At 52.5% G+C, this 23,412-nt stretch carries 22 protein-coding genes and 1 tRNA gene; 10 read left to right on the top strand and 13 right to left on the bottom strand.

Annotated elements, in window-relative coordinates:
- Nucleotides 1–15: 15 nt before the first annotated feature.
- The 3 genes from cadA to cadC all read right to left on the bottom strand — a co-directional run bounded on the left by cadA (nucleotide 16) and on the right by cadC (nucleotide 5,475).
- Nucleotides 16–2,163: a lysine decarboxylase CadA gene (cadA, locus tag ACSEMK_RS01170; RefSeq protein WP_015367858.1), complete on the bottom strand. Its 2,148-nt coding sequence runs from the start codon at nucleotides 2,161–2,163 to the stop codon at nucleotides 16–18.
- An 82-nt stretch (nucleotides 2,164–2,245) separates the two neighbouring features.
- Nucleotides 2,246–3,583 carry a cadaverine/lysine antiporter gene (gene cadB, locus ACSEMK_RS01165; RefSeq protein ID WP_015367859.1) on the bottom strand — a complete coding sequence of 446 codons (1,338 nt, stop codon included), beginning with the start codon at nucleotides 3,581–3,583 and terminating at the stop codon, nucleotides 2,246–2,248.
- Between the two features lie 365 nt (nucleotides 3,584–3,948).
- Nucleotides 3,949–5,475 carry a lysine decarboxylation/transport transcriptional activator CadC gene (cadC, locus tag ACSEMK_RS01160; protein WP_087860322.1) on the bottom strand — a complete coding sequence of 509 codons (1,527 nt, stop codon included), beginning with the start codon at nucleotides 5,473–5,475 and terminating at the stop codon, nucleotides 3,949–3,951.
- A 205-nt stretch (nucleotides 5,476–5,680) separates the two neighbouring features.
- Here cadC and ACSEMK_RS01155 point away from each other — a divergent pair, with 205 nt between their 5' ends.
- The gene (locus ACSEMK_RS01155) at nucleotides 5,681–6,787 is read left to right on the top strand and encodes an alkene reductase (RefSeq protein WP_316424372.1); all 1,107 of its coding nucleotides are present in this window, start codon (nucleotides 5,681–5,683) and stop codon (nucleotides 6,785–6,787) included.
- A 102-nt stretch (nucleotides 6,788–6,889) separates the two neighbouring features.
- Here ACSEMK_RS01155 and ACSEMK_RS01150 read toward each other — a convergent pair whose 3' ends face one another.
- The 3 genes from ACSEMK_RS01150 to ACSEMK_RS01140 all read right to left on the bottom strand — a co-directional run bounded on the left by ACSEMK_RS01150 (nucleotide 6,890) and on the right by ACSEMK_RS01140 (nucleotide 9,434).
- Nucleotides 6,890–7,162, bottom strand: a complete 273-nt coding sequence (locus ACSEMK_RS01150; RefSeq protein WP_015367862.1) for a DUF1471 domain-containing protein — start codon at nucleotides 7,160–7,162, stop codon at nucleotides 6,890–6,892.
- A 227-nt stretch (nucleotides 7,163–7,389) separates the two neighbouring features.
- Nucleotides 7,390–8,310, bottom strand: coding sequence for a Kdo(2)-lipid IV(A) acyltransferase (locus tag ACSEMK_RS01145; RefSeq protein WP_430914421.1), 921 nt, complete (start codon nucleotides 8,308–8,310; stop codon nucleotides 7,390–7,392).
- A 287-nt stretch (nucleotides 8,311–8,597) separates the two neighbouring features.
- On the bottom strand, nucleotides 8,598–9,434 hold the full coding sequence (locus tag ACSEMK_RS01140; RefSeq protein WP_435336283.1) for an alpha/beta fold hydrolase: 837 nt from the start codon (nucleotides 9,432–9,434) through the stop codon (nucleotides 8,598–8,600).
- A 603-nt stretch (nucleotides 9,435–10,037) separates the two neighbouring features.
- Between ACSEMK_RS01140 and ACSEMK_RS01135 the strand changes: the two genes are divergently transcribed.
- Together ACSEMK_RS01135 and ACSEMK_RS01130 are read left to right on the top strand one after the other, a co-directional pair.
- Nucleotides 10,038–10,904, top strand: a complete 867-nt coding sequence (locus tag ACSEMK_RS01135) for a GNAT family N-acetyltransferase (protein ID WP_430914423.1) — start codon at nucleotides 10,038–10,040, stop codon at nucleotides 10,902–10,904.
- Between the two features lie 118 nt (nucleotides 10,905–11,022).
- Nucleotides 11,023–11,922, top strand: coding sequence for a LysR family transcriptional regulator (locus tag ACSEMK_RS01130; protein WP_430914424.1), 900 nt, complete (start codon nucleotides 11,023–11,025; stop codon nucleotides 11,920–11,922).
- Here ACSEMK_RS01130 and ACSEMK_RS01125 read toward each other — a convergent pair whose 3' ends face one another.
- The 6 genes from ACSEMK_RS01125 to ACSEMK_RS01100 form a co-directional block, all read right to left on the bottom strand.
- Complete coding sequence (locus ACSEMK_RS01125) at nucleotides 11,923–12,723, bottom strand: substrate-binding domain-containing protein (protein ID WP_213794418.1); 801 nt, start codon at nucleotides 12,721–12,723, stop codon at nucleotides 11,923–11,925.
- Between the two features lie 9 nt (nucleotides 12,724–12,732).
- On the bottom strand, nucleotides 12,733–14,040 hold the full coding sequence (locus ACSEMK_RS01120; RefSeq protein ID WP_087860327.1) for an MFS transporter: 1,308 nt from the start codon (nucleotides 14,038–14,040) through the stop codon (nucleotides 12,733–12,735).
- Between the two features lie 255 nt (nucleotides 14,041–14,295).
- On the bottom strand, nucleotides 14,296–15,132 hold the full coding sequence (kduI, locus tag ACSEMK_RS01115) for a 5-dehydro-4-deoxy-D-glucuronate isomerase (protein ID WP_213794417.1): 837 nt from the start codon (nucleotides 15,130–15,132) through the stop codon (nucleotides 14,296–14,298).
- Between the two features lie 58 nt (nucleotides 15,133–15,190).
- Nucleotides 15,191–16,189 (bottom strand): 2-keto-3-deoxygluconate transporter, encoded by a 999-nt coding sequence (kdgT, locus tag ACSEMK_RS01110; protein ID WP_113373777.1) that lies wholly within the window; start codon nucleotides 16,187–16,189, stop codon nucleotides 15,191–15,193.
- Nucleotides 16,190–16,591: 402 nt separating this feature from the next.
- Nucleotides 16,592–16,993 (bottom strand): hydroxyisourate hydrolase, encoded by a 402-nt coding sequence (gene uraH, locus ACSEMK_RS01105; protein WP_015367872.1) that lies wholly within the window; start codon nucleotides 16,991–16,993, stop codon nucleotides 16,592–16,594.
- Nucleotides 16,994–17,153: 160 nt separating this feature from the next.
- A tRNA-Arg gene (locus tag ACSEMK_RS01100) sits at nucleotides 17,154–17,230 on the bottom strand.
- Nucleotides 17,231–17,548: 318 nt separating this feature from the next.
- Between ACSEMK_RS01100 and folD the strand changes: the two genes are divergently transcribed.
- The 5 genes from folD (at nucleotide 17,549) to ACSEMK_RS01075 (ending at nucleotide 20,549) form a co-directional block, all read left to right on the top strand.
- Complete coding sequence (folD, locus tag ACSEMK_RS01095) at nucleotides 17,549–18,415, top strand: bifunctional methylenetetrahydrofolate dehydrogenase/methenyltetrahydrofolate cyclohydrolase FolD (protein WP_430914425.1); 867 nt, start codon at nucleotides 17,549–17,551, stop codon at nucleotides 18,413–18,415.
- 1 nt (nucleotide 18,416) lies between these two features.
- Nucleotides 18,417–18,629 (top strand): ribosome-associated protein YbcJ, encoded by a 213-nt coding sequence (ybcJ, locus tag ACSEMK_RS01090; RefSeq protein ID WP_015367876.1) that lies wholly within the window; start codon nucleotides 18,417–18,419, stop codon nucleotides 18,627–18,629.
- A 118-nt stretch (nucleotides 18,630–18,747) separates the two neighbouring features.
- On the top strand, nucleotides 18,748–19,281 hold the full coding sequence (locus ACSEMK_RS01085; RefSeq protein WP_087860333.1) for a metal-dependent hydrolase: 534 nt from the start codon (nucleotides 18,748–18,750) through the stop codon (nucleotides 19,279–19,281).
- A 9-nt stretch (nucleotides 19,282–19,290) separates the two neighbouring features.
- Entirely contained in the window at nucleotides 19,291–19,722 is a 432-nt protein-coding gene (locus ACSEMK_RS01080; protein WP_430914426.1) for an STM0539 family protein, read from the top strand.
- A complete protein-coding gene (locus ACSEMK_RS01075; RefSeq protein ID WP_430914427.1) occupies nucleotides 19,719–20,549 on the top strand; it encodes a DUF2145 domain-containing protein in 831 nt (276 codons plus the stop codon). The genes ACSEMK_RS01080 and ACSEMK_RS01075 overlap by 4 nt, the downstream gene beginning before the upstream one ends.
- Before the next feature lie 45 nt (nucleotides 20,550–20,594).
- On the opposite strand, the gene cysS is transcribed toward ACSEMK_RS01075, so the two are convergent.
- Entirely contained in the window at nucleotides 20,595–21,980 is a 1,386-nt protein-coding gene (gene cysS / locus ACSEMK_RS01070; protein WP_045393462.1) for a cysteine--tRNA ligase, read from the bottom strand.
- Nucleotides 21,981–22,153: 173 nt separating this feature from the next.
- Between cysS and ppiB the strand changes: the two genes are divergently transcribed.
- Nucleotides 22,154–22,648 carry a peptidylprolyl isomerase B gene (gene ppiB / locus ACSEMK_RS01065; protein ID WP_015367878.1) on the top strand — a complete coding sequence of 165 codons (495 nt, stop codon included), beginning with the start codon at nucleotides 22,154–22,156 and terminating at the stop codon, nucleotides 22,646–22,648.
- Nucleotides 22,649–22,651: 3 nt separating this feature from the next.
- On the top strand, nucleotides 22,652–23,374 hold the full coding sequence (lpxH, locus tag ACSEMK_RS01060; RefSeq protein WP_430914428.1) for a UDP-2,3-diacylglucosamine diphosphatase: 723 nt from the start codon (nucleotides 22,652–22,654) through the stop codon (nucleotides 23,372–23,374).
- Nucleotides 23,375–23,412: the final 38 nt, after the last annotated feature.

The raw sequence follows: 23,412 nt of genomic DNA, 5'->3' as shown, positions 1-23,412 counted from the left end.
CCTTGTGTGCGTCTATTACTTGTTGTTTTCTTCTTTCAGCACTTTAACGGTGTAACGACCATCCGCCTGACGATATGCGCCGTGGATATCGGTTTCGAAGCCCGGGTAGTGAGCGCCGATTTCGCACAGCATCTGCAGGAATTCCAGTACCGGGCGGCTTTCTTCGGTGATCATCTCACCAGGCATGACCAGCGGTACTCCCGGAGGATACGGCAGGATCATGTTGGCGTTGACGCGGCCAACCATCTCTTCGAGGTAAACTTCTTCAGTCTGACCGTGCAGCTCTTTCTGGAACGCGGCATACGGGGTCATCACCATGGATGGCAGCACTTCGAATGCGCGGAACATCAGGTCCGGCAGGTTGTGATGCTCAACCAGTTTATGAATGTTCTGCGCCAGGTCCTGAATACGCATGTTTTCATAGAATTCAGGATCTTCACGGTACAGAGACGGCAGCATGTTTTTCACCCGCAGGTTCAGGTCGAACGCGCGTTTGAAGTCGGTCAGCGCACGCAGCAGGCTCAGCGCTTTTGTCTTATCGATACCGATGCTGAACAGGAACAGCAGGTTGTACGGACCGGTTTTCTCAACCACGATGCCGTGTTCGTCGAGATATTTCGCCACGATGCTTGCCGGAATACCGAAATCATCCATGGTGCCGTCTTTCTTCATCCCCGGGGTCAGCAGCGTGACTTTGATCGGGTCGAGGTACATGTGCTCGTTATCGATGTTTTTGAAACCGTGCCATGCGCTATCGGAACGCAGCGGCCAGCATTCAGCGCCATCGATATGTTCCGGCTGCCATACATCGAAGAACCAGCCTTCAGACTCGCCTTTCAGACGTTTGATCTCTTTACGGAACTTGATCGAACGTTCGATAGAACCGTCGATCAGGCGTTTACCGGCGTTACCGCGCATCATCGCCGCCGCGGTTTCGGTGGAAGCCACGATACCGTAATGCGGAGAAGTGGTGGTGTGCATCATGTAGGCTTCGTTGAAGGTTTCTTCGTTAACGTCGCCTTTCACGTGGATCATCGAAGCCTGAGAGAATGCCGCCAGCAGTTTATGCGTGGACTGGGTTTCGTAGATCACTTTCCCTTCAACGCGACCGCCGCTCATCCCGCATTTGCCTTCATAGATCGGCGAGAAGTTGGTGTAAGGCACCCATGCGGAGTCAAAGTGGATGGATTTCACATCCAGGGTTTTCTTGATGAAGTCGGTGTTATACAGCAGACCATCATAGGTTGAGTTGGTGATAACCGCGTGTACCGGCCAGGTCGCATTCGGCGTCTCTTTCACACGCTTGGCGATAGTCGCGTGCTGGAATTCGCTCTGCGGGATACCGCCGAGGATACCGTAGGCGTTACGGGTCGGACGGAAGTAGATCGGCGTAATGTCGCTCATCATCATCAGGTGAGTCAGCGATTTGTGGCAGTTACGGTCAATCAGCACGGTGCTGCCGGCAGGCGCGGAGTACATACCGACGATTTTGTTAGCGGTTGATGTACCGTTGGTCACCATGTAGCTGCGTTCAGCGTTGAAGACGCGAGCGATATACTCTTCCGCTTCTTTGTGCGGGCCGCTGTGGTCAAGCAGTGAACCCAGTTCAGAAACCGAAATGGAGATATCGGATTTCATGGTGTTGGAACCAAAGAAATCATAGAAGATGCTGCCTACCGGGCTTTTCTGGAACGCGGTACCGCCCATGTGGCCTGGGGTACAGAAGGTGTATTTGCCTTCACGTACATATTTGAACAGCGCTTTGGTCAGCGGCGGCAGAATGGTGTCGATGTATTCGTCAGTGTTCTGTTTGATTTTGTTCGCGATATCTTCAGCGGCGCCCAGCGCATATTCGAAGAAGCGAACCTGCATGCGCAGATCGTTGAGGCTAACGTCCAGAGTGGAGTAGGTGTTAGCGAAAGCGTACAGCGGCATGTACTCGTTCATTTTGCTGATTTCTTCGCACAGTTCGAGATTGTATTTATCCCAGTCGAAGATCACGCCGCACAGACGAGAGTTGTTTTCGATAAGTTTTAATAAGTCGTCACGGTCGTTCGGGTAGACAATACGGAAGTCCAGGCGTTCGAGAGCACGATGCAGTTCACGGATGGGTTCTTCTTTGAAGTAAACACCCATGTGATTCATGATTGCAATAACGTTCATAGTCAAATCTCCAGATGTAGAAAGCCCCTCCCGTCTCGATGTGACAGGTGATGGAAGGAGCCTCAGGAAAAAGGGTTACTGATTAGTGCGCGTTAGCGGGGCTGTTGTTATCCGTTGCGTTGTTCTGCTGGCGCTGGTGCATTTTGCGACCGTAGAACATCAGGATAATCAGGCTAACGATAAAGGTGCCGGCCAGTTCGAAGGAGCTTGCGCCCATCAACGCGATGAAGCAGAACACGCAACCCAGTACCGAACAAATCAGGCTAACGAAGTTGCGGATGTTGATGCCTTCGAAACGAATCAGGTCAACACAGGAGTAGAAGTAAGGCAGCATGGTCAGCAGTACCGCGATACCGGTCAGCTCGCCGAACAGGTCAGATGCTTTACCACCGGCGGAGTTCATCAGGGTAATCAGCACCATCAGCGCGGTCATTTTCACCGCGGCCAGCAGCAGGCCTTTTTTCGGGATACCGTTGCTATCGACTTCGCCATACACTTTCGGGAAGTTACCGTCGTTGGCGGCACGTACACCGGCCTGGCCAACCAGCATCATCCACGAGCCCAGAGAAGTCAGGCAAGCGAAGGCGGTGAAAGCGGAAACCATCGGAGCAGCCCAGCCGCCGAGAATGGTAGAGGCGCTAATTGCGAACGGCGCACCGGACGCGGCCATCTGAGAAGCAGGATACATACCGGCGATAACCTGAGTCGCGGCGATATAGACGATACCGGCCATCGCCGTACCCAGCATGGTTGCCAGCGGTACGGTACGTTTCGGGTTTTTCACCATCCCGGTACTCACTGCGGCGGATTCTACGCCAACGAAGGCCCACAGGCAGAGCAGGATACTTTTGATGACCGCGTGGCTATCAGTGGTGCTGGAGGTGTTCCAGTTCGCCTGATAGGTTGCCGCGTCAAACCAATGCCAGCCGACGACCGCTGTCATTACCACCGGAATAAGCACCAGTACCAGACCAATAGTGGTCAGACGGCTTACCCAGGTCCCGCCGAGCATATTAACGAAAGTAAAGATCCACACGATGGCAATACAGGCAATACCTGCTGGCACCGGGTTATTTAAAATTGGGAAGAACGTAGAGAGATAAGAGACGGCGGTAATACCGATTGCCAGGTTACCAATCCAGTTTGCATGATAATAAAGGACGCCGGTCTGGAAACCGAAGGCCGGAGAAATTTCCCCTGCGTAAGCAATTGGACCACCCTGCTGCGGGTTCTTGGTCGCCAGTCGGGCATAAACATAAGCCAAAGACATCGCGCCAATAATAGAAATCACCCAACCCCAAATGGCAATACCACCGATGCTGGCGAGGTTCGCAGGTAATAGTGCAATACCGCTCCCCATCATATTACCGGCGACTACGCCGGTACAGGCAAATAGCCCGATCTTCTTGGCAGAACTCATGGTTGTTTTTCTCCTAAGTTTATTTGGGAGGTACAGATCATGATATAGAACCATTTATTGACCCGACCAACTGCCAACAAGATTACTGATTCGTACGAGATAAATCCTAAAGATAAAGTGAAATAACTACAAACATCAGACAAATGATATTTTGACCTTTTTCGATTAACATATAAACATGACATGTTGATATCAAAAAAAGATAAACATCGCCTACTTACAAAGAGTTAGACGCGCATACTGGTGTTGAAATTGTGTTACCAGGCAGGAAAATAACGCTTATTTCAGGTAACAATCAGAGTGCTCATGAGATACATAAATTTAACCTCATCATACTCAAAACCATGAGCATGATGAGGGTTTACTTATTCTGAAGCGAGGAAATTGTCGAGATATGGTACTACGCGGGTGACGGAGGTCTGGAATACTCCGTTTTCAATCCAGTACAAGGTGTTTTCGCCAGGGCGTAAATTAAACGCCGTCAGGTAGGCATCGGCAGCTTCGCGGTTCTGTCCTTTCATCTCATAGACTTTACCGAGCAGCACGTAATTCATCCACGACATTTCTAAATCAATGCCTGTGTTGATAGCGCTGTACGCCTCATCTATTTTCCCTTTGCCTAACATATCTACCGTTTTTATCTGGTAGAAGATCGCCATATCTTTAATGCCGGGCATTTCACCCACTTTTTCAACCTCGGCATACAGCGTCGCTAATTGTTTTTCATCCAACGGCTGCTGCGAATGACGTAATACATCCACCAGCGCTTTTTCGGCGTAAGCATAAATAAAGTCCGGCGATTGTTTAATGACGTCATCGAGTATATCGCTGGCTTTACCTAATGAATCGACATCACCTTTCATTAACAGCTGATGGGCCTGATAAAGACGGGTTAATGAAGGGCTTTGCGCGGGTTGATACTGTTTCAGCATCGCTTTCATGCGATCCGGCCACGGCTGCATTAGCGCGGTTGACAGACTATCCAGCAGGTCATTCTGAATGGTGAGCTGGTTATCCATGGTAATAAAGTAGCGTTTATCGAGCATCGTCGAGCCGTCGGCGTTATCGACCAGTTGCACCGACATAAAGCACTGCTGGGCGCGATAGTGGCGCTGATTAACGAATTCGATGGTCAACGTTTTACCCGAACTGCTGGGCTCGTTGATGTTGTAGTTGGTTTTATCGTGGACCATAAAGGTCGAGAAAGTGTTGAGCGAGGTGGTTACCAGGCTGCCCAACCCTACCGCATAGGCATGCTGCGATGCCCAGTTGTTGCATGAACTGCCGTTTACCAGGTGTATGTCGATATCGCGCGGGTTTAGCAGCAGGCGAGTTTTGGTTTCCGGCGGCCGCGATTCTATCGACGACAAGGCGACTAACGCGACGCAACTGCCCAACGCCAGCAGGAACAGCGTCCACACCCAGAAGGTGGTGATCCGTTTACGTTTTTCCGGCACTGCCGCCGCCGCAGGCGAGGCAGATGAAGGAGAAATAGTCGGTGGCGACGTTTCAGGAACGGTGACAGGGGCCACTGGCGGGACAACCGGCGCCAACTCTTCACCCTCTTCCGTACACCAAATTACCGGGACCGTCAGCTTGTAACCGCGTTTGGGCACCGTCGCAATATATTCCATGCTGCCGTCATCGCCGTCTTTCAGTGACTTACGCAACTCGGAAATACTCTGGGTGACGACATGGCTGGTCACCACGTTGCGCGTCCAGACGTGATCGATAAGCTCGTCCCGGCTAAGTACCTCGCCAGGATGTTGAGCAAAGTAGACCAGAAGATCGATTAAACGCGGTTCGAGAGTAAGCTGACGTCCGTTCCGGCTAATTTGGTTTACAGAAGGAGTAACGAGCCATTCCCCAACGCGAACAACAGGTTGTTGCATAAAAAAACCCCAGGACGAAAAGGGAAAGGCGCGATAATACCACATTTCGCCTACCTAATTATGCGGGTGGTCAATACCCCACACGTTTGGCATACGCTACCCCATTTATATACAAATCAGTTAACAGTCTATGAACATCGTTGTCATTTAATCCAAAATAGCCAGGGTCTATGCTGCGTCCATCAAGTCGTTAAGGAGACGCATTATGTTATTCGACCACTATTCCTTGCAGGCCCTATCGTTAAACAACCGTATCGTGATGCCGCCGATGACGCGTTCCCGCGCCGGGGCCGGTGATGTCGCTACCGATCAGATGGCGGAGTATTACGCCCAACGCGCCAGCGCCGGTTTAATTATCAGCGAAGGCACGCAGATTAGCCAACAGGGACAGGGTTATGCCTGGACGCCTGGCATCTATAATGAAGCGCAGATCGCCGGCTGGGAAAAAGTCACCGCCGCGGTACACCAGGCGGGAGGCAAAATTTTTGCCCAGCTCTGGCACGTAGGGCGTGTCTCCCATACCGTACTGCAGCCGGGTAATGCCGCACCGGTTTCTTCATCTGCAATTCAGGCTGAAGGAGTGAAGGTCTTTGTCGATGTCGAAGGACGCGGTCCGGAAAACGGCGTTGGTGAAATGGTGCAGCACTCGATGCCGCGCGCCCTGACTCGCGAAGAGATCCCGGCTATCATCGAACAATATGCACAGGCCGCGCGTAACGCTATTGCCGCCGGTTTTGATGGCGTTGAGCTACACGGTGCGAATGGCTATCTGATCAATCAGTTTATTGATTCTCGTGAAAACCAGCGTACCGATGAGTACGGCGGTTCGTTAACCAATCGCCTGCGTTTCCTCAAAGAAGTGGCGCAAGCCGTTGCCGATGCGATTGGTAAAGAGAAACTGGGCATCCGCCTGGCGCCGCTGACCACCTTGATGGGGTCGAAAGATGATACGCCGGAAGCCACCTATCTGGCGGCGGCCAGCGTCCTCAATGATATCGGCATCGCCTATATCCATATCGCCGAAGCCGACTGGGATGATGCGCCAGTGATGCCCGCTGCCTTTAAAGAAGCGCTACGACAGGTGTTCCGCGGCACAATGATTTATTCGGGGAAATACACCGTAGAACGTGCCGAAGAAGCGCTGGCCAAAGGCTGGGCCGACCTGATTGGTTTTGGTCGCCCGTTTATCGCCAACCCGGATCTGCCGTATCGTCTGCAGCACAACCTGCCGCTCAATCAGCCAATCAGAGAGCAGTTTTTCGGCGGTGGTAAAGAGGGCTACCTCGACTACCCTACCGTCGACGCGAAGTAAACAGGATATATCGCTTCACAGTACTTAAATAAAAAACCCGGCAGCATGCCGGGTTAAAAATCAGACTTTCGACGTTTATATATAATTAATCAACGTGATTAATTATTTATACACTTCCGCCGTTGCTTCAAAGTTCGGCCCGTGTTCGCGCGCCGCGGTAATAATGTAATATTTACCGCCCTTCTCATCTGCCAGCTTAGAAAGCTGATCGTGAAGATCAGAAGGTGAAGAGAATTGCCCGCCAGACGGCCCCACAGAAATACTGCCCACGTGAGTCAGTTTGAAATGCGAAGCTTCTTCTTTAGTAATTAATTGCGCAGCAGAGGCGCCAAAGGCAACAGCAGAAAGAGCTAAAGCGACTAATACCTTTTTCATCCTACATTCTCCTTGGATTGAGCCTAATTGAGGCTCTTTCAGTATATACTCGTCATACTTCAAGTTGCATGTGCGTTGGCTTTCCTCGCTCACCCCAGTCACTTACTAGAGTAAGCTCCTGGGGATTCTCTGCGTCGCCGCCTGCCTGCAACTCGAATTATTTAGAGTATAGACACTAGATTAATAAGCGCGCTATTTATCGGATTATTTTTCACCGGCCACCGCGCTTAGTACCGCGACGGAACCCCTTCCGGACGGGTCTTAAAACGACGGTGCAGCCACATGTACTGTTCCGGCGCCATCAGGATACATTGCTCAATAATTTTGTTCATCCAGCTGGCGGTAGTTTCCGGGGAATCCAGCGGCGGCGTCGCTTCTGGCTGCAGCGCAATCAGCTCATACCCGGCGCCGTTGGGCTTTCTTCGCGGAACAAAAGGAACGATGATGGCTTTTGACATTCTCGCCAGCATCCAGGTCCCGGTGGTAGTCGCAGCATTATCAACATTGAAAAAGGGAACAAATACGCTGCTGGCGCGACCATAATCATGATCCGGAGCGTACCAGAGGATTTCTCCCTCTTTCAGTGACTTAACCATACCTTTCAAGTTCTTACGATCCAGCATCGTCTTGTTAGAACGCAGTCGTCCCCAGGTTTGTAGCCAGTCGATCAGCGGATTATCGTTTGGCCGGTAAACGCCAATCCCCGGCGTGAACATGCCAAACATCCGCGCGCCGAGCTCCAGAGTCAGAAAGTGAATGCCAATCAGCAAAATACCCTGCTTCTGTTCCTGCAGTTCAACGACTTCGTTGACGCCGCTGGTCTCGGTCCAGCGCTCGACGCGATGGGTCGGCCAGAACCATGCCATGCCGGTTTCCATCAACCCCATGCCCAGAGATTCAAAATTCTTAACCAACATTTCATGACGCTGCGCCGGGCTGAGTTGTGGAAAACAGAGCTCAAGATTGCGCTTCGCAATACGTACCCTTCCGCGCAAAAAATGCATGGATAAACGCCCTAACCCATGGCCCAGACGATAGATCAGCGGATAAGGTAGTTGTACCACCAGCCACAATAAGCCAATACCCAGCCATGCCGGCCAGTAACGCGGGTGTAATAATGAAAGAGAGAATTTGGGTAAATGCGACATCTGAGTATTGCTCTTCAGGATCCTTGATTTACATACCAGCGGGAGGCCTCAGTCCGAATTTGCGGATAAGGTACCCGATCCATAACATTTAGTTTTTTCCTATTCGTGCGGTAATACGCATACAAGCGTAGACTATAACCTGTACACTGCCCTGGTATTAAACGAACTATGTAACAAATTTATTATTAATTTTTTCGTACAGCGGCACGCAAACTAAAGTTTGCGTTATTCATCTTCAACAATAAATAAATAGCCTCCGAAGAAACGTCTTCGAAGGCTGAATATCGTTATGAACGAATGAAGGCCAGCAGATCGGCGTTAATCACATCCGCATGTGACGTGTGCATACCATGCGGTAAGCCCGGATAAATTTTAAGCTCGCTATTCGCTAATAGTTTGTCCTGCAAAATGGCGGCATTTTTATAAGGAACGACCTGGTCGTCGTCACCCTGCATAACCAGCACTGGCACCGTAATCGCTTTCAGATCTTCTGTCTGGTCGGTTTCAGAGAAGGCTTTAATCCCTTCATAGTGGGCTTTCGCGCTACCGGTCATCCCCTGGCGCCACCAGCTTTGAATGGTACCTTGCGAAACCTCTGCGCCATCGCGATTAAAGCCGTAGAACGGTCCACTGGCAACATCGAGATAAAACTGCGAGCGATTGGCGGCAAGCGCCTTGCGGAAACCGTCAAACACTTCGATGGGCGTACCGCCAGGGTTATTGTCGGTTTTGACCATCAGCGGCGGTACGGAACTGATTAATACCGCTTTAGCTACCCTGCCCTGCGGTTGGCCGTACTTGGCCACATAACGCGCGACCTGGCCGCCACCGGTTGAATGGCCAACGTGGACAGCGTTATGCAAATCCAGACTTTCCACTACCGCCGAAGCATCGGCCGCATAGTGATCCATATCATGGCCTTCGCTTACCTGGTCGGAGCGCCCATGTCCACGGCGATCGATAGCGATGACGCGAAAACCCTGTGCGAGGAAAAACAGCATCTGGTTATCCCAGTCATCAGCGCTTAACGGCCAGCCATGGTGGAACACAATCGGCTGAGCCTCCTTCGGACCCCAGTCTTTAAAATAAATATTAACGCCATCTTTAGTTGTTACGAATGCCATATCAGGAACTCCTCTCTTGAAAATATGACAACTTCTCATTAACATTCAATTGGTTACATTCAGCGCTGATATGAAGCCTTTCCCTTGCTTGCGAAAAACCTCAATGGCAACGGCGCCATAAAGTGTAGAAGATGATGGCTCATTTAGCTCATCTCTCAGCAATTTAATATCAACGCAGCAACTAAAATACGCCATATACTGTTGAGCGTTAGTGCATATTACCTATTGATAAAATATGCCTTTCCGATATTTTTTATTTATAGATAAATATCAGTGCGTTATGTCAAAAAGAAATAATTAAAATATTTTCCTCTTATACTTACGTTTTACTGTAAATTTCTCTCAAATAGATTTCTTCAGATTATTCCCCGAGAAAAAAGAATAAACCAAATTCCACCGCAGGTGCGTCTCACTGACCTTATCCACGCAGAATATTTGCTATTAATTGTGAGCCAGGCAACGTCCTGAGCGATGCCCTTCCGCCAATGCTGTACAAACCGCAGAAAACCGCCATACTCAGGCGCAAAGCCTGTGATTTTCAAGGGGTAAAATTTGCCTGTAGCAATCCCGGATAGTAAAACGAATAAGAAAGGAATGACTGCGATGCACTACAAATTGGTTAAGCAACTCAAAGATGATAATACATTAAGAAAGAGCTTTATCGATTTAGCCATCAAAACGTTCGATCTTTCCTTTGACGCCTGGTATCAGCAGGGGTACTGGAGTGAATCCTATATCCCTTACGCTTTCGTTGATAAGAATAAAGTTATCGCCAACGCCTCCGCGAATATTATTGATCTGGTCTGGCAAAGCCAACCCCGACGCTATATTCAAATAGGTACGGTAATGACCAACATTGATTACCGTAATAAAGGGCTTGCCGGACAGTTGATACAACATATTCTTGATGACTGGCGTGACAAAGCGGATGCTTTTTTCCTGTTTGCCAACTCCACCACCGTCGACTTCTACCCCAAATTTGGCTTTACGCGGACCGACGAATATCAATATGTTGCGCCCGTTTCGCCGACTCCCGGCGACTTCCGTAAATTGGATATGGATAGTGCGCAGGATATCGCCCTGCTTAAGCACTACTACCAGAAATCCAACCCCTTTTCACAGCTACGAGTGGAAAATAACTTCGGTCTGCTGATGTTTTACTGTTCGGCGTTTATGAAGCATTTTGTTTACTACTCGGAGAAAAACCAGGCCGTCGCCATTGCGATGCAAAGCGCCCATGAGCTGATCTGCTTTGATATTTTTTGCGATGCCGGACAATCCATGGCGACCATTATCAATGAACTCGCCCAACCGCAATCGCAACAGGCGGTGCTCGGTTTTACGCCGAAGGAAGCGCGCCTTGGCGAGTACGAAAAAATAGACGGCGACGATATGTTGTTTATCTATTCGACTAAAGAGAACATCTTCCACGACAACAAATTAATGTTCCCGCTGCTGGCGCACGCCTGATGCCGGGCCGCAGGTCATCTATTTAACCTACGGCTGGTCGGCGTTGTTTCTTCCTGGAAAACAAAATAAACAGTACAATTAATTGTTGTTTTTTTGTTAAATCCAGGAGAAACGCCACTTGCCCCTTTTTGATCTGCAGGATCTCTACGCCTTTTTAGCCCTCAGCGAGCACGGCAGCTTTCGCTACGCCGCCGAGGCGATTTGCATTTCGCAATCGGCGTTAAGCAGGCGAATCGAGAAGCTGGAAACTGCTTTAGGGGTGAGATTGTTTGAAAGAACCACTCGCCGGGTGACGCTCACGCAAACCGGCAGAGCTTTCGCTCCAAAGGCGCAGCATCTGCTTTCCGAATTCGAAGATGCCCTGGACGGCATTAGCGACCGCGCGGCTTTCGGCAACGGGCTGGTGACGGTCGCCTGCGTTCCTTCAGCCGCCAACTATTTTATGCCCCAGGTCATTACGCAATTCCGTCAACGTTTTCCTAAGGCGCGGATCAAGGTTATTGATACCAGCGCCGGAAATGTTTATAGCGCCGTGCAGAATCACCAGGCGGACTTCGGCCTGAGTTTTCTCTCCGAAATCGCGTCCGAGGTGGTGTTTACGCCGCTGGTTCATGAACGCTACCTGGCGGTTTGCCGACGCGACGATCCGCTGGCACAACGTCATAGCCTCAGCTGGCAGGAGTTTTTTAATCGGGATTACATCTGGCTCGATAAGATCTCCGGCAATCGTCATCTGCTGGACGGCGCCCTGAGCAACGTAGGGCCACGACGCACTGCGGTTTGTGAAACCCGCCATGTCACGACGATGCTGGGTATGGTGGATGCCGGCCTTGGTATCGCGGCAATACCGGCGATGGCGCTGCCGGCCTACGCGCACCACGCGTTAGCCAGTATTCCGCTAGTGGAACCTGAAGTGAAAAGGCAGGTGGGACTGATAAAAAAAGCGGGCAGAGCGTTACCCCCTCTGGCCGCCGAACTCGAAAAAGCCATTACTGATTTTTACCATCCCACCGCATGATTAGCCCTCTTCCGGTAATTCACAAGCGTTGGAGGGTAAAGGATCCATGCCTGTGCGACGAATTTCCGCCTGCGCCGGGACTGAAGCCAGATAGCACAGCAACTGCTTCGCCTGCGACTGCGCGGATGAATCGGCAACCACGGCGCCCGCGAAGCGAGTAACGTATTGCACTTCATCCGGCAGACGGCCAACGAACGTCACGCCGCTGACCGGCAACAGCTCGCTAACCTGCTGAAACCCTATCGCGTAGTCCCCTTTCGCCACCAGCGAAGCAACGGGGATTTTTTCGATCATTTTTGCTTTGGGGCTTGCCTGCGCGGCGATATCCAGTTTTCGGAACAGTTCCTTTTCAACATAACGCCCGCTGGCGCTATCCGAATAGGCGATGGATTTCGCCTGCAGCAATGTTTGTTTCAACGCGGCGACGCTACTGATATCCGGCACCGGGGCGCCCTTTGGCACAACGGCGCCAATTCGTGAGTCCGCCAGTTCAATACGCGACCCCGGCATCACTTTGCCCTGCTTCTGCAAATCATCCAGGGCGTATCCCACCATTATCACCACATCCGCTTTTTGCCCTGTCGCCAGGCGGTTCGGTATCGCCTCCGCGGATTTCCCCATCGAGGGACCATGAATGATATGTAAGGTATTGCCGCTTTTTTGCTGATAGTCGGGCGCCAGTTTATCCAACGCCGCGGAGAAGCCGCCGGAAATCATCACCGTGATCTCCTGCGCGGCGGCAACATGCGCATAGCCGCAGGTGAATATCACTAACGAGAAAACCCATGATTTACGTTGCATATTCACCTCTTAACCTAAAGAATTTTGCGTTTTCAATGACTGTCGGGAAACGCGTTGATAGAGATACAGCGTCGCCAGTAGCGCGCAGATTGCCGCAAAACTCATCCAGTAGCCGGGCGCCGCCTTATCCCCGGTGACTTTAATTAGCGCGGTGGACATCGCCGGCGTGAAACCGCCAAACAGAGCGGTCGCCAGGCTGTAAGCCAGAGAAAAACCAGCGACCCTGACCGACCTGGGCATAATTTCCGTCAGCGCGGGGATCATCGCGCCGTTGTAGATGCCGTAAATAAAAGAGAGCCACAGCAGCACGGACAACATCATGGCGAAGTCGGGCATGCGGGCCAGCAACGATAACGCAGGCCAACTGGTGAAAATAGCCAGCAACGTCATGCTGACCAACACGGGTTTACGCCCAAACTTATCGGAAAGCATGCCGCCGATAGGCAGCCAGATGAAATTAGAGATAGCCACCAACAGCGTGACCAGCAGGCTATCCGAGGCGCTTAATAACAGCACGTTTTTGCCAAAGGTTGGCGCGTAGACCGTGATCAAATAGAACGCGGTAGTGGTCATGGCCACCATTAACATCCCCGCGATCACCACCCGCCAGTTTGCCAGCAGAATCGTCAGCGATTGTCCTAACGTCGGATGTTCCTTACGCTCCGAATACTCCGCGGTTTCATTCAGGTTGCGGCGTAAAAAGAAGATGAAAGGCACGATCAGGCAGCCAATCGCGAACGGAATTCGCCATCCCCACTGATGCAAACTCGACTCACTGAGCAGCATATTGAGCAGATAGCCCAGTGAAGCGGCCACCATAATCGAGACCTGCTGACTGGCGGATTGCCAGCTGGTATAAAACCCTTTACGTCCTGGCGTCGCCATTTCAGCGAGGTAAACCGAGACGCCGCCCAGCTCAGCACCGGCAGAAAAACCCTGCAACAGTCGGCCGCACAGCACCAGCGCCGGTGCCCACAAACCGATAGTCTGATAACCTGGCACCAGCACGATCAGGATGGTCCCCATCGCCATAATCGACAGCGTGCCGATTAAGCCTTTGCGTCTGCCGACCTTGTCAATCCAGGCGCCTAACACCACCGCGCCCACGGGTCGCATCAGGAACCCGGCGCCGAAAACGGCGAAGGTCATCATTAAGGAAGCGAATTCATTTTCGGAAGGAAAAAAAGTATGGGCGATATAGGTGGCGTAAAAACCAAATAAAAAGAAGTCAAACTGCTCAAGAAAATTCCCTGAGGTCACCTGCAGGATCACTTTGGCCCTGGCGCGAAACACTGAAGTAGCGGCAGTTGCGGACATCACACTCTCCCTGATTAACTGAATAGTTAATTCTCATTAACATTTAGATAACCGTAAGAGTGCGGGAAGTTGCGAAAGAGAATAAGCGCATTTTGCGCATCTATTGATGCGTAAGACACATTAATAAAGTCGGCTATCTACGCGACACCAACAATGACGGGGCAAAGGGTCTTACCCCCCGCCCCGCCTCTAAACACTGATAGTGTGAACTCCGCTGCATTTCCCCCCAAGGCAATCCGGGCTTGAGCGGGCGTTTTAACGTATATCGCGCACGGCAACGTGATCCATATCGTCAAAGACCTGGTTCTCGCCGACCATCCCCCAGATGAAGGTATAAGCGCGGGTACCTACGCCTGAGTGAATCGACCAGCTTGGCGAAATTACCGCCTGCTCGTTATGCATCACAATATGACGGGTCTCCTGCGGCTGCCCCATCATGTGGAAGACGCAGGCGTCCTCATCCATGTTGAAATAGAAATAGACCTCCATCCGCCGCTCATGGGTATGGCAAGGCATGGTGTTCCACAGGTTGCCCGGCGCCAGTTCGGTCAGGCCCATGCTGAGCTGACAGGTTTCCAGCACATCCGGCACGAAATACTTATTGATGGTGCGGCGGTTGCTGGTCAGGTTGTCACCCAGCGTCACCGGCGCTACATCGGCAGGGGTGACTTTCTTCGTCGGATAAGTGGTATGCGCCGGGGCGCAGTTGTAGTAAAACTTCGCCGGTTTTGCGTGGTCGATGCTGGTAAACACCACCTCTTTCGCCCCCTTACCGACGTACAGCGCCTCACGGTGGCCGATTTCATAACATTGGCCATCAACGGTAATACAACCCGGGCCGCCGATATTAATCACCCCTAACTCACGGCGTTCGAGGAAATAGCTTACCCCAAGCTGTTTACCGACTTCTCCGCCCACCGACACGCCGCGCTGCACCGGCATAACGCCGCCAACAATAATGCGGTCAATATGGCTGTACACCATGGTGTATTCATCAGCCACAAACACGTGTTCAACTAAAAATTCATTACGCAGCCCCTGGGTATCCAGAGTTTTCGCATGCGCGCTGTGGATACTTTGTCTTACGTCCACGTTAGCCTCCAGGCAGATTCTTGAATGATAAAGCCCTCCTGCGGAGGGCGAAAATAAATTAGTGATTTGCCGATGGCGCCACGCTGGCGCCAGGCGCTTTCACCACCTGCGCGTTGCCAAAGCGTTTGGCATACAAGGCGGTAATAATCGGTACTAAAATCGCGGTGACGATGACGCTTGCCGCGACTAGCGCCGTCGCCGAAGCCGCCACCGGTTCAAAGGCCGGATTAATCTGCGCGATGATCACCGGGTTCGCGACCGCCGCGCCCGCTGCGGAAGAGGCCGCGACGCCAGCCGTCCCGTTACCGCCGCCGATAACCCGATCAGCAATAATCAGCGGGATGCCGGTAATGATGATGACCGCCACGCCAAGCACAATCCCCAGCAGTCCGGTATCCAGAATCACGCTCAGGTTGATGGTGTTGCCCAGCGCAAAGCCAAAGAACGGAATCAGCACCGGGGTGGCTTTGCTAAAGAAGGCGCGGAAGTCGTGGTCGAGGTTACCTAAGGCAAAGCCCACCAGGAATGGCAGCACCGCGCCGATAAAATGGTGGGGCTCGAAGGAAGCCAGTCCGGCGGAGCCAAGGATAACCATGGTCATCAGCGGGCCGGACTCCAGCGACATCAATACAAACGCGCCGGATTCTTCTTTACTGCCGTACTGATTCATCAGGCTGGCGTACAGACCGCCGTTGGTCATATCCATTGCTGAGACAATAGCCAGCACCGACAGTCCGGCAAAGAAACCGGTCTGGACGCCATTTTCCGGAATGACCATCGCAGCGATAAAGGCCACAATCCAGGCGACGGCAATTTTGGTGATCACTAGCGTGCCGGATTTACGTAATACGGTGCCGGTGGCGCGCAAATCAATCGATGCGCCGATACAGAAAAACCACACCGCCAGGATCGGCACCGTGCCGCCAATCATGCCTTTGGTGAATGAACCAAAGTAATTACCGGTATCCGGCGCCAGGGTATTGAGAAGCGCGCCAAGCAGCAATGGGACCAGCATCATGCCGCCAGGGATACGTTCAATGGTTGCTTTGATTTTCATTTTTTATCCTCATCTCCACCCCACCTGAACGGCAAGGATGTGACTTATTCTTTCAATAGCGTTTGAAAAAATTCTTTCTGTTCATTGCATTACGAACAGATGAGAAAAGTCAGGAGTCTCAGGGTTGTGCGCACCACACTGATACCATGCCGTTATCATTGATCATGTGAAATAATGATTCAACGAAAACAAAACAGTGTTTTAGTTACCGTCATCACATATCAAAAAGAAATCGAACGATGGATGGTTTATTGAAAACAAAAGGGAGGAGTAGCCACGACGTTGCGGCAATCAAAGAAAGGATGAGATGTTAAATAGATGTTTTAGTTAGTTCCGTGACCTACGCCGGACAAAGCAAGACACGACGGTCTTCGCTTTGCCCGGCCAGGAAATGTGCGTGGATCAACTACCGCGGTAGGTAGAGTAGCCATACTGGCTCAACAACAGCGGGATATGTAGCTTTTGGTTCTGTTCGGTTACGCTGAAAATAACCGGAATGACGGGAAAGAAGGTGCTCATATTATGACTTTTAAAGTAGTCACCGGTTTTGAAGGTCACTTTATATACCCCAGGTTCCATATTATCGGCCTGCGGATAGAGCGACTTGATACGGCCATCGGCATCCGTTTTACCGCTGGCGATATGCTGCCAGCCGCTGCCCTGCTGCTTATCGAGCTCAATCTGCACCCCTTGAGAAGGCAGACCGGTCTGCTGATTGAGAATATGTACGCTTAGTGTCCCTTCCGGCGCCGCAAGCGCGCTGAAGCTCAACAATGAAATAACGGAAGCGATAATTAACTTCATGAGCGATGACCTTATTAAGCAAGTGAATGTGTCATCACTATAGTCAGCGCGATGGGAAATAAAATTAAACTTTTCGTTATTAATTAACGGGTAATATCAGCACGGTACTACGCCAAAGTCTTGTGTTGGATGGAGGAATCGAGCGTAAGAGAAGCGATAATGGCACGCCCTACAGGATTCGAACCTGTGACCTACGGCTTAGAAGGCCGTTGCTCTATCCAGCTGAGCTAAGGGCGCACTGAGAAGTGGGAGCTTCGGGAGGTGCAATCGCGTGAAATTATACGGTCAACCTCCGGTGAGTCAATGCATTTTGCCGGGAAAAGACAGCAGCATAGCGAGCTTGTCGATTATTAACGCGATGTCTGGTTAAGGATTGTTCGCCCCGTTCGTTCGCGACTGGCCCCTTCCCCGCCACGGCGCGGAAAAATAGCCTGTTTTTCCCTCCTCGCGGTGGAAAACCGATAAAAACGCAAACGATAACTGACAGCGGGGCTGGCTTCTGACAAAATATCCGCATCCCCCTTTCGTAAAGTGACAGATGGAATCCTCTCTCTGATGGCAGCAAAAATTATTGACGGTAAAACGATTGCGCAGCAGGTGCGCTCTGAGGTCGCGGAAAAAGTGAAGGCTCGCGTAGCGGCCGGAAAACGCGCCCCCGGGCTCGCCGTTGTGCTGGTCGGCAGCAACCCTGCGTCGCAGATTTATGTCGGCAGCAAACGCAAGGCATGTGAAGAGGTGGGCTTCGTCTCCCGCTCTTACGATCTCCCGGAAACCACCAGCGAAGCCGAGCTGCTGGAACTTATCGACATGCTTAACGGCGATAACACTATCGACGGCATCCTGGTGCAGTTGCCGCTGCCCGCCGGTATCGACAACGTTAAAGTCCTTGAGCGCATTGCCCCGGACAAAGACGTCGACGGCTTCCATCCGTATAACGTTGGTCGCCTGTGTCAGCGCGCGCCGCGCCTACGTCCTTGTACGCCACGTGGCATTGTCACCCTGCTTGAGCGCTACAATATCGACACCTATGGCCTCAACGCGGTGGTGATCGGCGCCTCTAACATTGTCGGCCGTCCGATGAGCATGGAGCTGCTGCTGGCGGGCTGCACCACCACCGTCACCCACCGTTTCACCAAAAACCTGCGCCACCACGTCGAAAATGCCGATCTGCTGATTGTCGCGGTTGGTAAACCAGGCTTTATTCCGGGTGAATGGATTAAAGAAGGCGCCATTGTGGTGGACGTCGGCATTAACCGTCTGGAAAGCGGCAAAGTGGTCGGCGATGTAGTGTTTGAAGATGCAGCGGAACGCGCGTCCTACATTACGCCCGTGCCTGGCGGCGTTGGCCCAATGACCGTAGCGACCCTCATTCAGAATACGCTGCAGGCGTGCGAAGAGTATCACGACATTCAGGAGGCCTAAGATGGCGAATTTTTCTCTGGGCAAACACCCGCATGTTGAACTGTGTGATCTGCTGAAGCTGGAAGGCTGGAGCGAAAGCGGCGCGCAGGCCAAAATCTTTATCGCTGAAGGGCTGGTGAAAGTCGACGGCGCGGTGGAAACCCGCAAACGCTGTAAAATCGTCGCCGGCCAAACGGTGACCTTTGACGGTCAAAGCATTACCGTTATCGCCTAACCCTCTCTGGCGCCGGTCCCGGCGCCAGCGCTCTCCCGCTGGAAAATCAGAAAAATGCGGGGATGTAATTCTCAAATACCCTACTGATAATAGGCTTTTATTTGTAGAATATAAGCCAATGCCAACTATCGTCACTCATGCCGCTGTTCCACTGTGTCTGGGGTTAGGGCTGGGATGCAAAATCATTCCTCCTCGCCTGCTGCTGGCTGGCGTGGCGTTGGCAATATTGCCGGATGCCGACGTGCTGGCGTTTAAATTCGGCGTCGCCTACGGCAATATTTTCGGCCACCGCGGATTTACCCACTCTTTATTGTTCGCCTTCGTGGTTCCTTTGCTGTGCATGGTGATGGTTGGCAGGAGGTTTCACTGCGGGCCGGCGCGCAGTTGGGCATTTCTTAGCGTCTGCCTGTTATCCCATAGCCTGCTCGATGCCATCACCGATGGTGGTAAAGGCGTCGGCTGGCTGTGGCCCTGGTCCGATCAACGCTTCTTCCTGCCCTGGCAGGTGATTAAAGTGGCGCCATTCGCGCTATCACGCTATGCCACGCCTTATGGACATCAGGTGATCCTCTCCGAGCTGCAGTGGGTCTGGCTGCCTGGTTGCGTACTGGCGTTACTACTCTGGTTGTATCGTCAATCTATTCAACGTTAAGGGATTAACATGCATAAAACGACCATCCTCGCCGCTGCAGCACTGCTGGCGGTTTCTTCCACCATTCGCGCCGAGGATCATACCAACGCCTATGCCGTCTCTTCGACCATTACCAGTATCGGCAGTTCAGTGCTGGTGAGCGGCATCATTCTCTCCCCGGTCCTGCTTCCCGCCGCGCTGATCGCCGCTTCTGTCGACAAAAATAAAGAGCAGAAAACCGCGCTATTGACCACCAAAGATCTTAAGCAGAACACCGTCAAAATGGTGCTGCCGCTGCAGGTGGTCGAAGAGGCGGAGCTTAAAGCCGGGGACAAGCTGACGCTGGATAAAGCCCCGGAAGGCACCGGCGCGTTGCTGAAAAAAGAAGATAAAGTCCTGGCCCATATGGTGAATCAAGAGGACGCCTCGCTCTCCGCTAACCAACCGTTGTCGGCGAAATGAAGCGCCTGGCGCTCGCCTTGTGCCTGAGCGTGACATCAGTAAGCGCAACGGCCGCCAGCACCGATTGCGGCACGGGGTCGCCATCGGCGGAAACCATTGCCGCAACCATGCATCAGGCACAGTTGCTCAAACAACAATTAAATAGCGAGCCGGAAGCGGTGGTTATTTTAGTCCGCCAGGGTCAGGATATGTCCAGCCGCGGGTTAACCTGGTCCCATGCCGGCTACGCCCTGCGACAGCCCGATAACAGCTGGCGGGTTTATCATAATCTGAATACCTGCGGCACCGCGCGGTCAGCGCTGTACGTGCAGGGATTATATGAGTTTCTCGCCGATGAACTGGTTAATCAGCAGATAGCGATTTTACGCCCGCGCGGCGAACTTAACGCCGCCTTACAAGCGCTTTTGCACAGTCCTGTCAAACTGAACCTGTTCCACAGCCCGCGCTATAACCTGATCGCCTGGCCCTTCTCCGGGCCGTATCAGAACTCTAACGGCTGGCTGCTGGAAGTCTTTGCCCGAGCGGGCGATAGCAATATCTGGTCACGTGAACAGGCCAGACATTGGCTCTTACAGCAGGGTTATCAACCCTCGTTAGTTAAGGTCACGCTTTTCGAACGCCTTGGGGCAAAAATGGTTGCCAACAATGTTTTTACCGACGATCAGCCGGAACAACTATTGGCAAATGGCAAAGTAGGTTTAAACAGCGGCGATAGCGTTATTCAGTTTATTGCCCGTTACAGCCGCAAAATATCCTCCTGCCAGCATCTGAATCTGCCCGAATCCGTATGCGTTTTTCAGCCAACACCACTGGAAGTCAGTCCCTAACGCAAAAAGGCCACGCAAGCGTGGCCTTTTCATTAGCAATGGCGCTTACTTACGACGCCAGGTGGTACCCTGCGGACCATCCTCCAGCACGATACCCATCTCGTTAAGACGGTCGCGCGCCGCATCCGCCGCCGCCCAGTCTTTCGCTTTACGCGCATCCAGACGCTGTTGGATAAGCCCTTCGATTTCCGCCACTTCGCCATCATCGGCCTGCGCGCCGCTCTGCAGGAAAGCGTCCGGTTCCTGTTCAAGCAGACCCAGCACCGATGAGAGCTTACGCATATGGGCCGCCAGCGCGTTCGCGGCAGCCGCGTCTTCCGTTTTCAGACGGTTTACTTCACGCGCCATATCGAACAGTACCGAATAGGCTTCCGGGGTGTTGAAGTCGTCATCCATTGCTTCGATAAAGCGTGCTTCGAAAGCTTCGCCGCCCGCAGGCTGTGCAGATTTGTCGGTCCCGCGCAGCGCGGTGTACAGACGCTCCAGCGCCGAACGCGCCTGCTTGAGGTTCTCTTCGCTGTAGTTCAACTGGCTGCGATAGTGGCCGGACATCAGGAAGTAGCGGATGGTTTCGGCATCGTAGTACTTCAGCACATCGCGGACGGTGAAGAAGTTACCCAACGATTTCGACATTTTCTCGCGATCGACCATCACCATTCCGGAGTGCATCCAGTAGTTGACGTATTCGCCGTCGTGGGCGCAGGTCGATTGCGCGATTTCGTTTTCGTGATGCGGGAACATCAGATCCGAACCGCCGCCGTGAATATCAAAGTGATTACCCAGCTGTTTGCAGTTCATCGCCGAGCACTCAATGTGCCAGCCCGGACGCCCTTCGCCCCACGGAGACGGCCAGCTCGGCTCGCCCTCTTTCGACATCTTCCACAAGACGAAGTCCATTGGGTTACGCTTGACGTCAACCACGTCGACGCGAGCGCCCGCCTGCAGCTGGTCGAGATCCTGGCGCGACAACAGACCGTAGTTAGGGTCGGTTGGTACGTCGAACATCACGTCGCCGTTATCCGCCACATAAGCGTGACCACGGGCGATCAGCTGCTCGGTGATTTCGATAATTTCGGCGATATGGTGGGTGGCGCGCGGCTCGTTGTCCGGGCGCAGAATGTTGAGGGCATCAAAATCTTTGTGCATTTCAGCGATCATGCGATCGACCAGCGCGACAAAGCTTTCGCCGTTTTCATTAGCGCGCTTAATGATTTTATCGTCGATATCGGTAATGTTGCGCACGTACTTCAGCTTGTAACCAAGGAAGCGCAGGTAGCGAGCGACAACGTCGAAGGAGACGAAGGTGCGGCCATGGCCGATATGACAGAGATCGTAAACGGTAATTCCACACACGTACATGCCAACTTCCCCGGCATGAATAGGTTTAAATTCTTCTTTTTGGCGCGTCAGTGTATTAAAAATTTTTAACATCGAAGATTCCGTGTAGACGTGTGTGGATATAAGTCGCTTATTCTAACCCTAATTCAAACCGGAAGCAGCACACATTGCAAGGTGCATCGACCCCCGCGGTTATGCTATAACAGCCACCTATGTCATACCCAACCTTGGGTTCAGCACTACAATCATCGGAACAGGATGCAAAAATGGTTACTTTCCACACCAATCATGGCGATATCGTAATCAAAACGTTTGACGACAAAGCGCCGGAAACAGTTAAAAACTTCCTGGACTACTGCCGCGAAGGTTTCTACGACAACACCATTTTCCACCGTGTTATCAACGGCTTCATGATTCAGGGCGGCGGTTTTGAACCGGGCATGAATCAGAAAGCGACCAAATCTCCGATTCAGAACGAAGCCAACAACGGTCTGAAAAACACCCGTGGTACGCTGGCGATGGCCCGTACTCAGGCCCCGCACTCCGCCACCGCGCAGTTCTTCATCAACGTGGTCGACAACGACTTCCTGAACTTCTCTGGCGAAAGCCTGCAGGGTTGGGGCTACTGCGTCTTTGCCGAAGTGGTTGAAGGTATGGACGTGGTCGACAAAATCAAAGCGGTTGCCACCGGCCGCAGCGGCATGCACCAGGATGTGCCGAAAGAAGATGTTGTGATCAAAAGCGTCACCGTCAGCGAATAATTCGTGGCGACACTTTTTATTGCAGACCTGCATCTGCAAACAGAAGAACCGGCGATCACCGCCGGTTTTCTGCGCTTTTTAGCCGGCAGCGCCCGCGAAGCGGAAGCGCTGTATATTCTCGGCGACCTGTTCGAGGCCTGGATCGGCGATGACGATCCGAACCCGCTGCATCAGCAAATCGCTTCGGCAATCAAAGCCGTCGTCGACGCCGGCGTTCCCTGCTACTTCATCCACGGCAACCGCGATTTTCTCGTCGGCCAGCGCTTCGCCCGCCAGAGCGGCATGATCCTGCTCGCCGAAGAAGAGCGGCTGGACCTCTATGGCCGTGAAGTGTTGATTATGCATGGCGACACCTTATGTACCGATGACCCCGGTTACCTGGCGTTTCGCGCTAAAGTCCACACCCCGTGGATCCAACGTCTGTTTCTCGCCCTGCCGCTGTTTATCCGCCGCCGCATCGCCGCCAAAATGCGCGCCGATAGCCAAGCCGCCAACAGCAGCAAAGCGATGGAAATTATGGATGTGAATCCGCAGGCGGTAATTGACGCGATGGAGCGGCATCAGGTGCAGTGGCTGATTCACGGCCATACCCATCGCCCGGCCGTCCATGAACTGCTGGCCAACGGGCAGCCCGCGTGGCGCGTGGTCCTCGGCGCGTGGCACAGCGAAGGGTCAATGGTTAAAGTCAGCGCCGACGGCGTCGAACTCATCTATTTCCCGTTTTAATTTCGCCAACGATTTCCCTGTATTTCCGCAGACGCAAC

It is taken from the genome of Klebsiella sp. K-3, assembly GCF_051207495.1.
In the GTDB taxonomy this organism is placed as follows: Bacteria; Pseudomonadota; Gammaproteobacteria; order Enterobacterales; family Enterobacteriaceae; genus Klebsiella; species Klebsiella aerogenes.
Note: the sequence above shows the minus strand (reverse complement) of the source record. Positions and strands in the feature narration are given on the sequence as shown.

Bases quoted from the DNA above. Each gene is read 5' to 3' on its own strand.
- cadA (WP_015367858.1), bottom strand. From the start codon at position 2,163: ATGAACGTTATTGCAATCATGAATCACATGGGTGTTTACTTCAAAGAA.
- cadB (WP_015367859.1), bottom strand. From the start codon at position 3,583: ATGAGTTCTGCCAAGAAGATCGGGCTATTTGCCTGTACCGGCGTAGTC.
- cadC (WP_087860322.1), bottom strand. From the start codon at position 5,475: ATGCAACAACCTGTTGTTCGCGTTGGGGAATGGCTCGTTACTCCTTCT.
- ACSEMK_RS01155 (WP_316424372.1), top strand. From the start codon at position 5,681: ATGTTATTCGACCACTATTCCTTGCAGGCCCTATCGTTAAACAACCGT.
- ACSEMK_RS01150 (WP_015367862.1), bottom strand. From the start codon at position 7,162: ATGAAAAAGGTATTAGTCGCTTTAGCTCTTTCTGCTGTTGCCTTTGGC.
- ACSEMK_RS01145 (WP_430914421.1), bottom strand. From the start codon at position 8,310: ATGTCGCATTTACCCAAATTCTCTCTTTCATTATTACACCCGCGTTAC.
- ACSEMK_RS01140 (WP_435336283.1), bottom strand. From the start codon at position 9,434: ATGGCATTCGTAACAACTAAAGATGGCGTTAATATTTATTTTAAAGAC.
- ACSEMK_RS01135 (WP_430914423.1), top strand. From the start codon at position 10,038: ATGCACTACAAATTGGTTAAGCAACTCAAAGATGATAATACATTAAGA.
- ACSEMK_RS01125 (WP_213794418.1), bottom strand. From the start codon at position 12,723: ATGCAACGTAAATCATGGGTTTTCTCGTTAGTGATATTCACCTGCGGC.
- ACSEMK_RS01120 (WP_087860327.1), bottom strand. From the start codon at position 14,040: ATGTCCGCAACTGCCGCTACTTCAGTGTTTCGCGCCAGGGCCAAAGTG.
- kdgT (WP_113373777.1), bottom strand. From the start codon at position 16,189: ATGAAAATCAAAGCAACCATTGAACGTATCCCTGGCGGCATGATGCTG.
- uraH (WP_015367872.1), bottom strand. From the start codon at position 16,993: ATGAAGTTAATTATCGCTTCCGTTATTTCATTGTTGAGCTTCAGCGCG.
- folD (WP_430914425.1), top strand. From the start codon at position 17,549: ATGGCAGCAAAAATTATTGACGGTAAAACGATTGCGCAGCAGGTGCGC.
- ybcJ (WP_015367876.1), top strand. From the start codon at position 18,417: ATGGCGAATTTTTCTCTGGGCAAACACCCGCATGTTGAACTGTGTGAT.
- ACSEMK_RS01085 (WP_087860333.1), top strand. From the start codon at position 18,748: ATGCCAACTATCGTCACTCATGCCGCTGTTCCACTGTGTCTGGGGTTA.
- ACSEMK_RS01080 (WP_430914426.1), top strand. From the start codon at position 19,291: ATGCATAAAACGACCATCCTCGCCGCTGCAGCACTGCTGGCGGTTTCT.
- ACSEMK_RS01075 (WP_430914427.1), top strand. From the start codon at position 19,719: ATGAAGCGCCTGGCGCTCGCCTTGTGCCTGAGCGTGACATCAGTAAGC.
- cysS (WP_045393462.1), bottom strand. From the start codon at position 21,980: ATGTTAAAAATTTTTAATACACTGACGCGCCAAAAAGAAGAATTTAAA.
- ppiB (WP_015367878.1), top strand. From the start codon at position 22,154: ATGGTTACTTTCCACACCAATCATGGCGATATCGTAATCAAAACGTTT.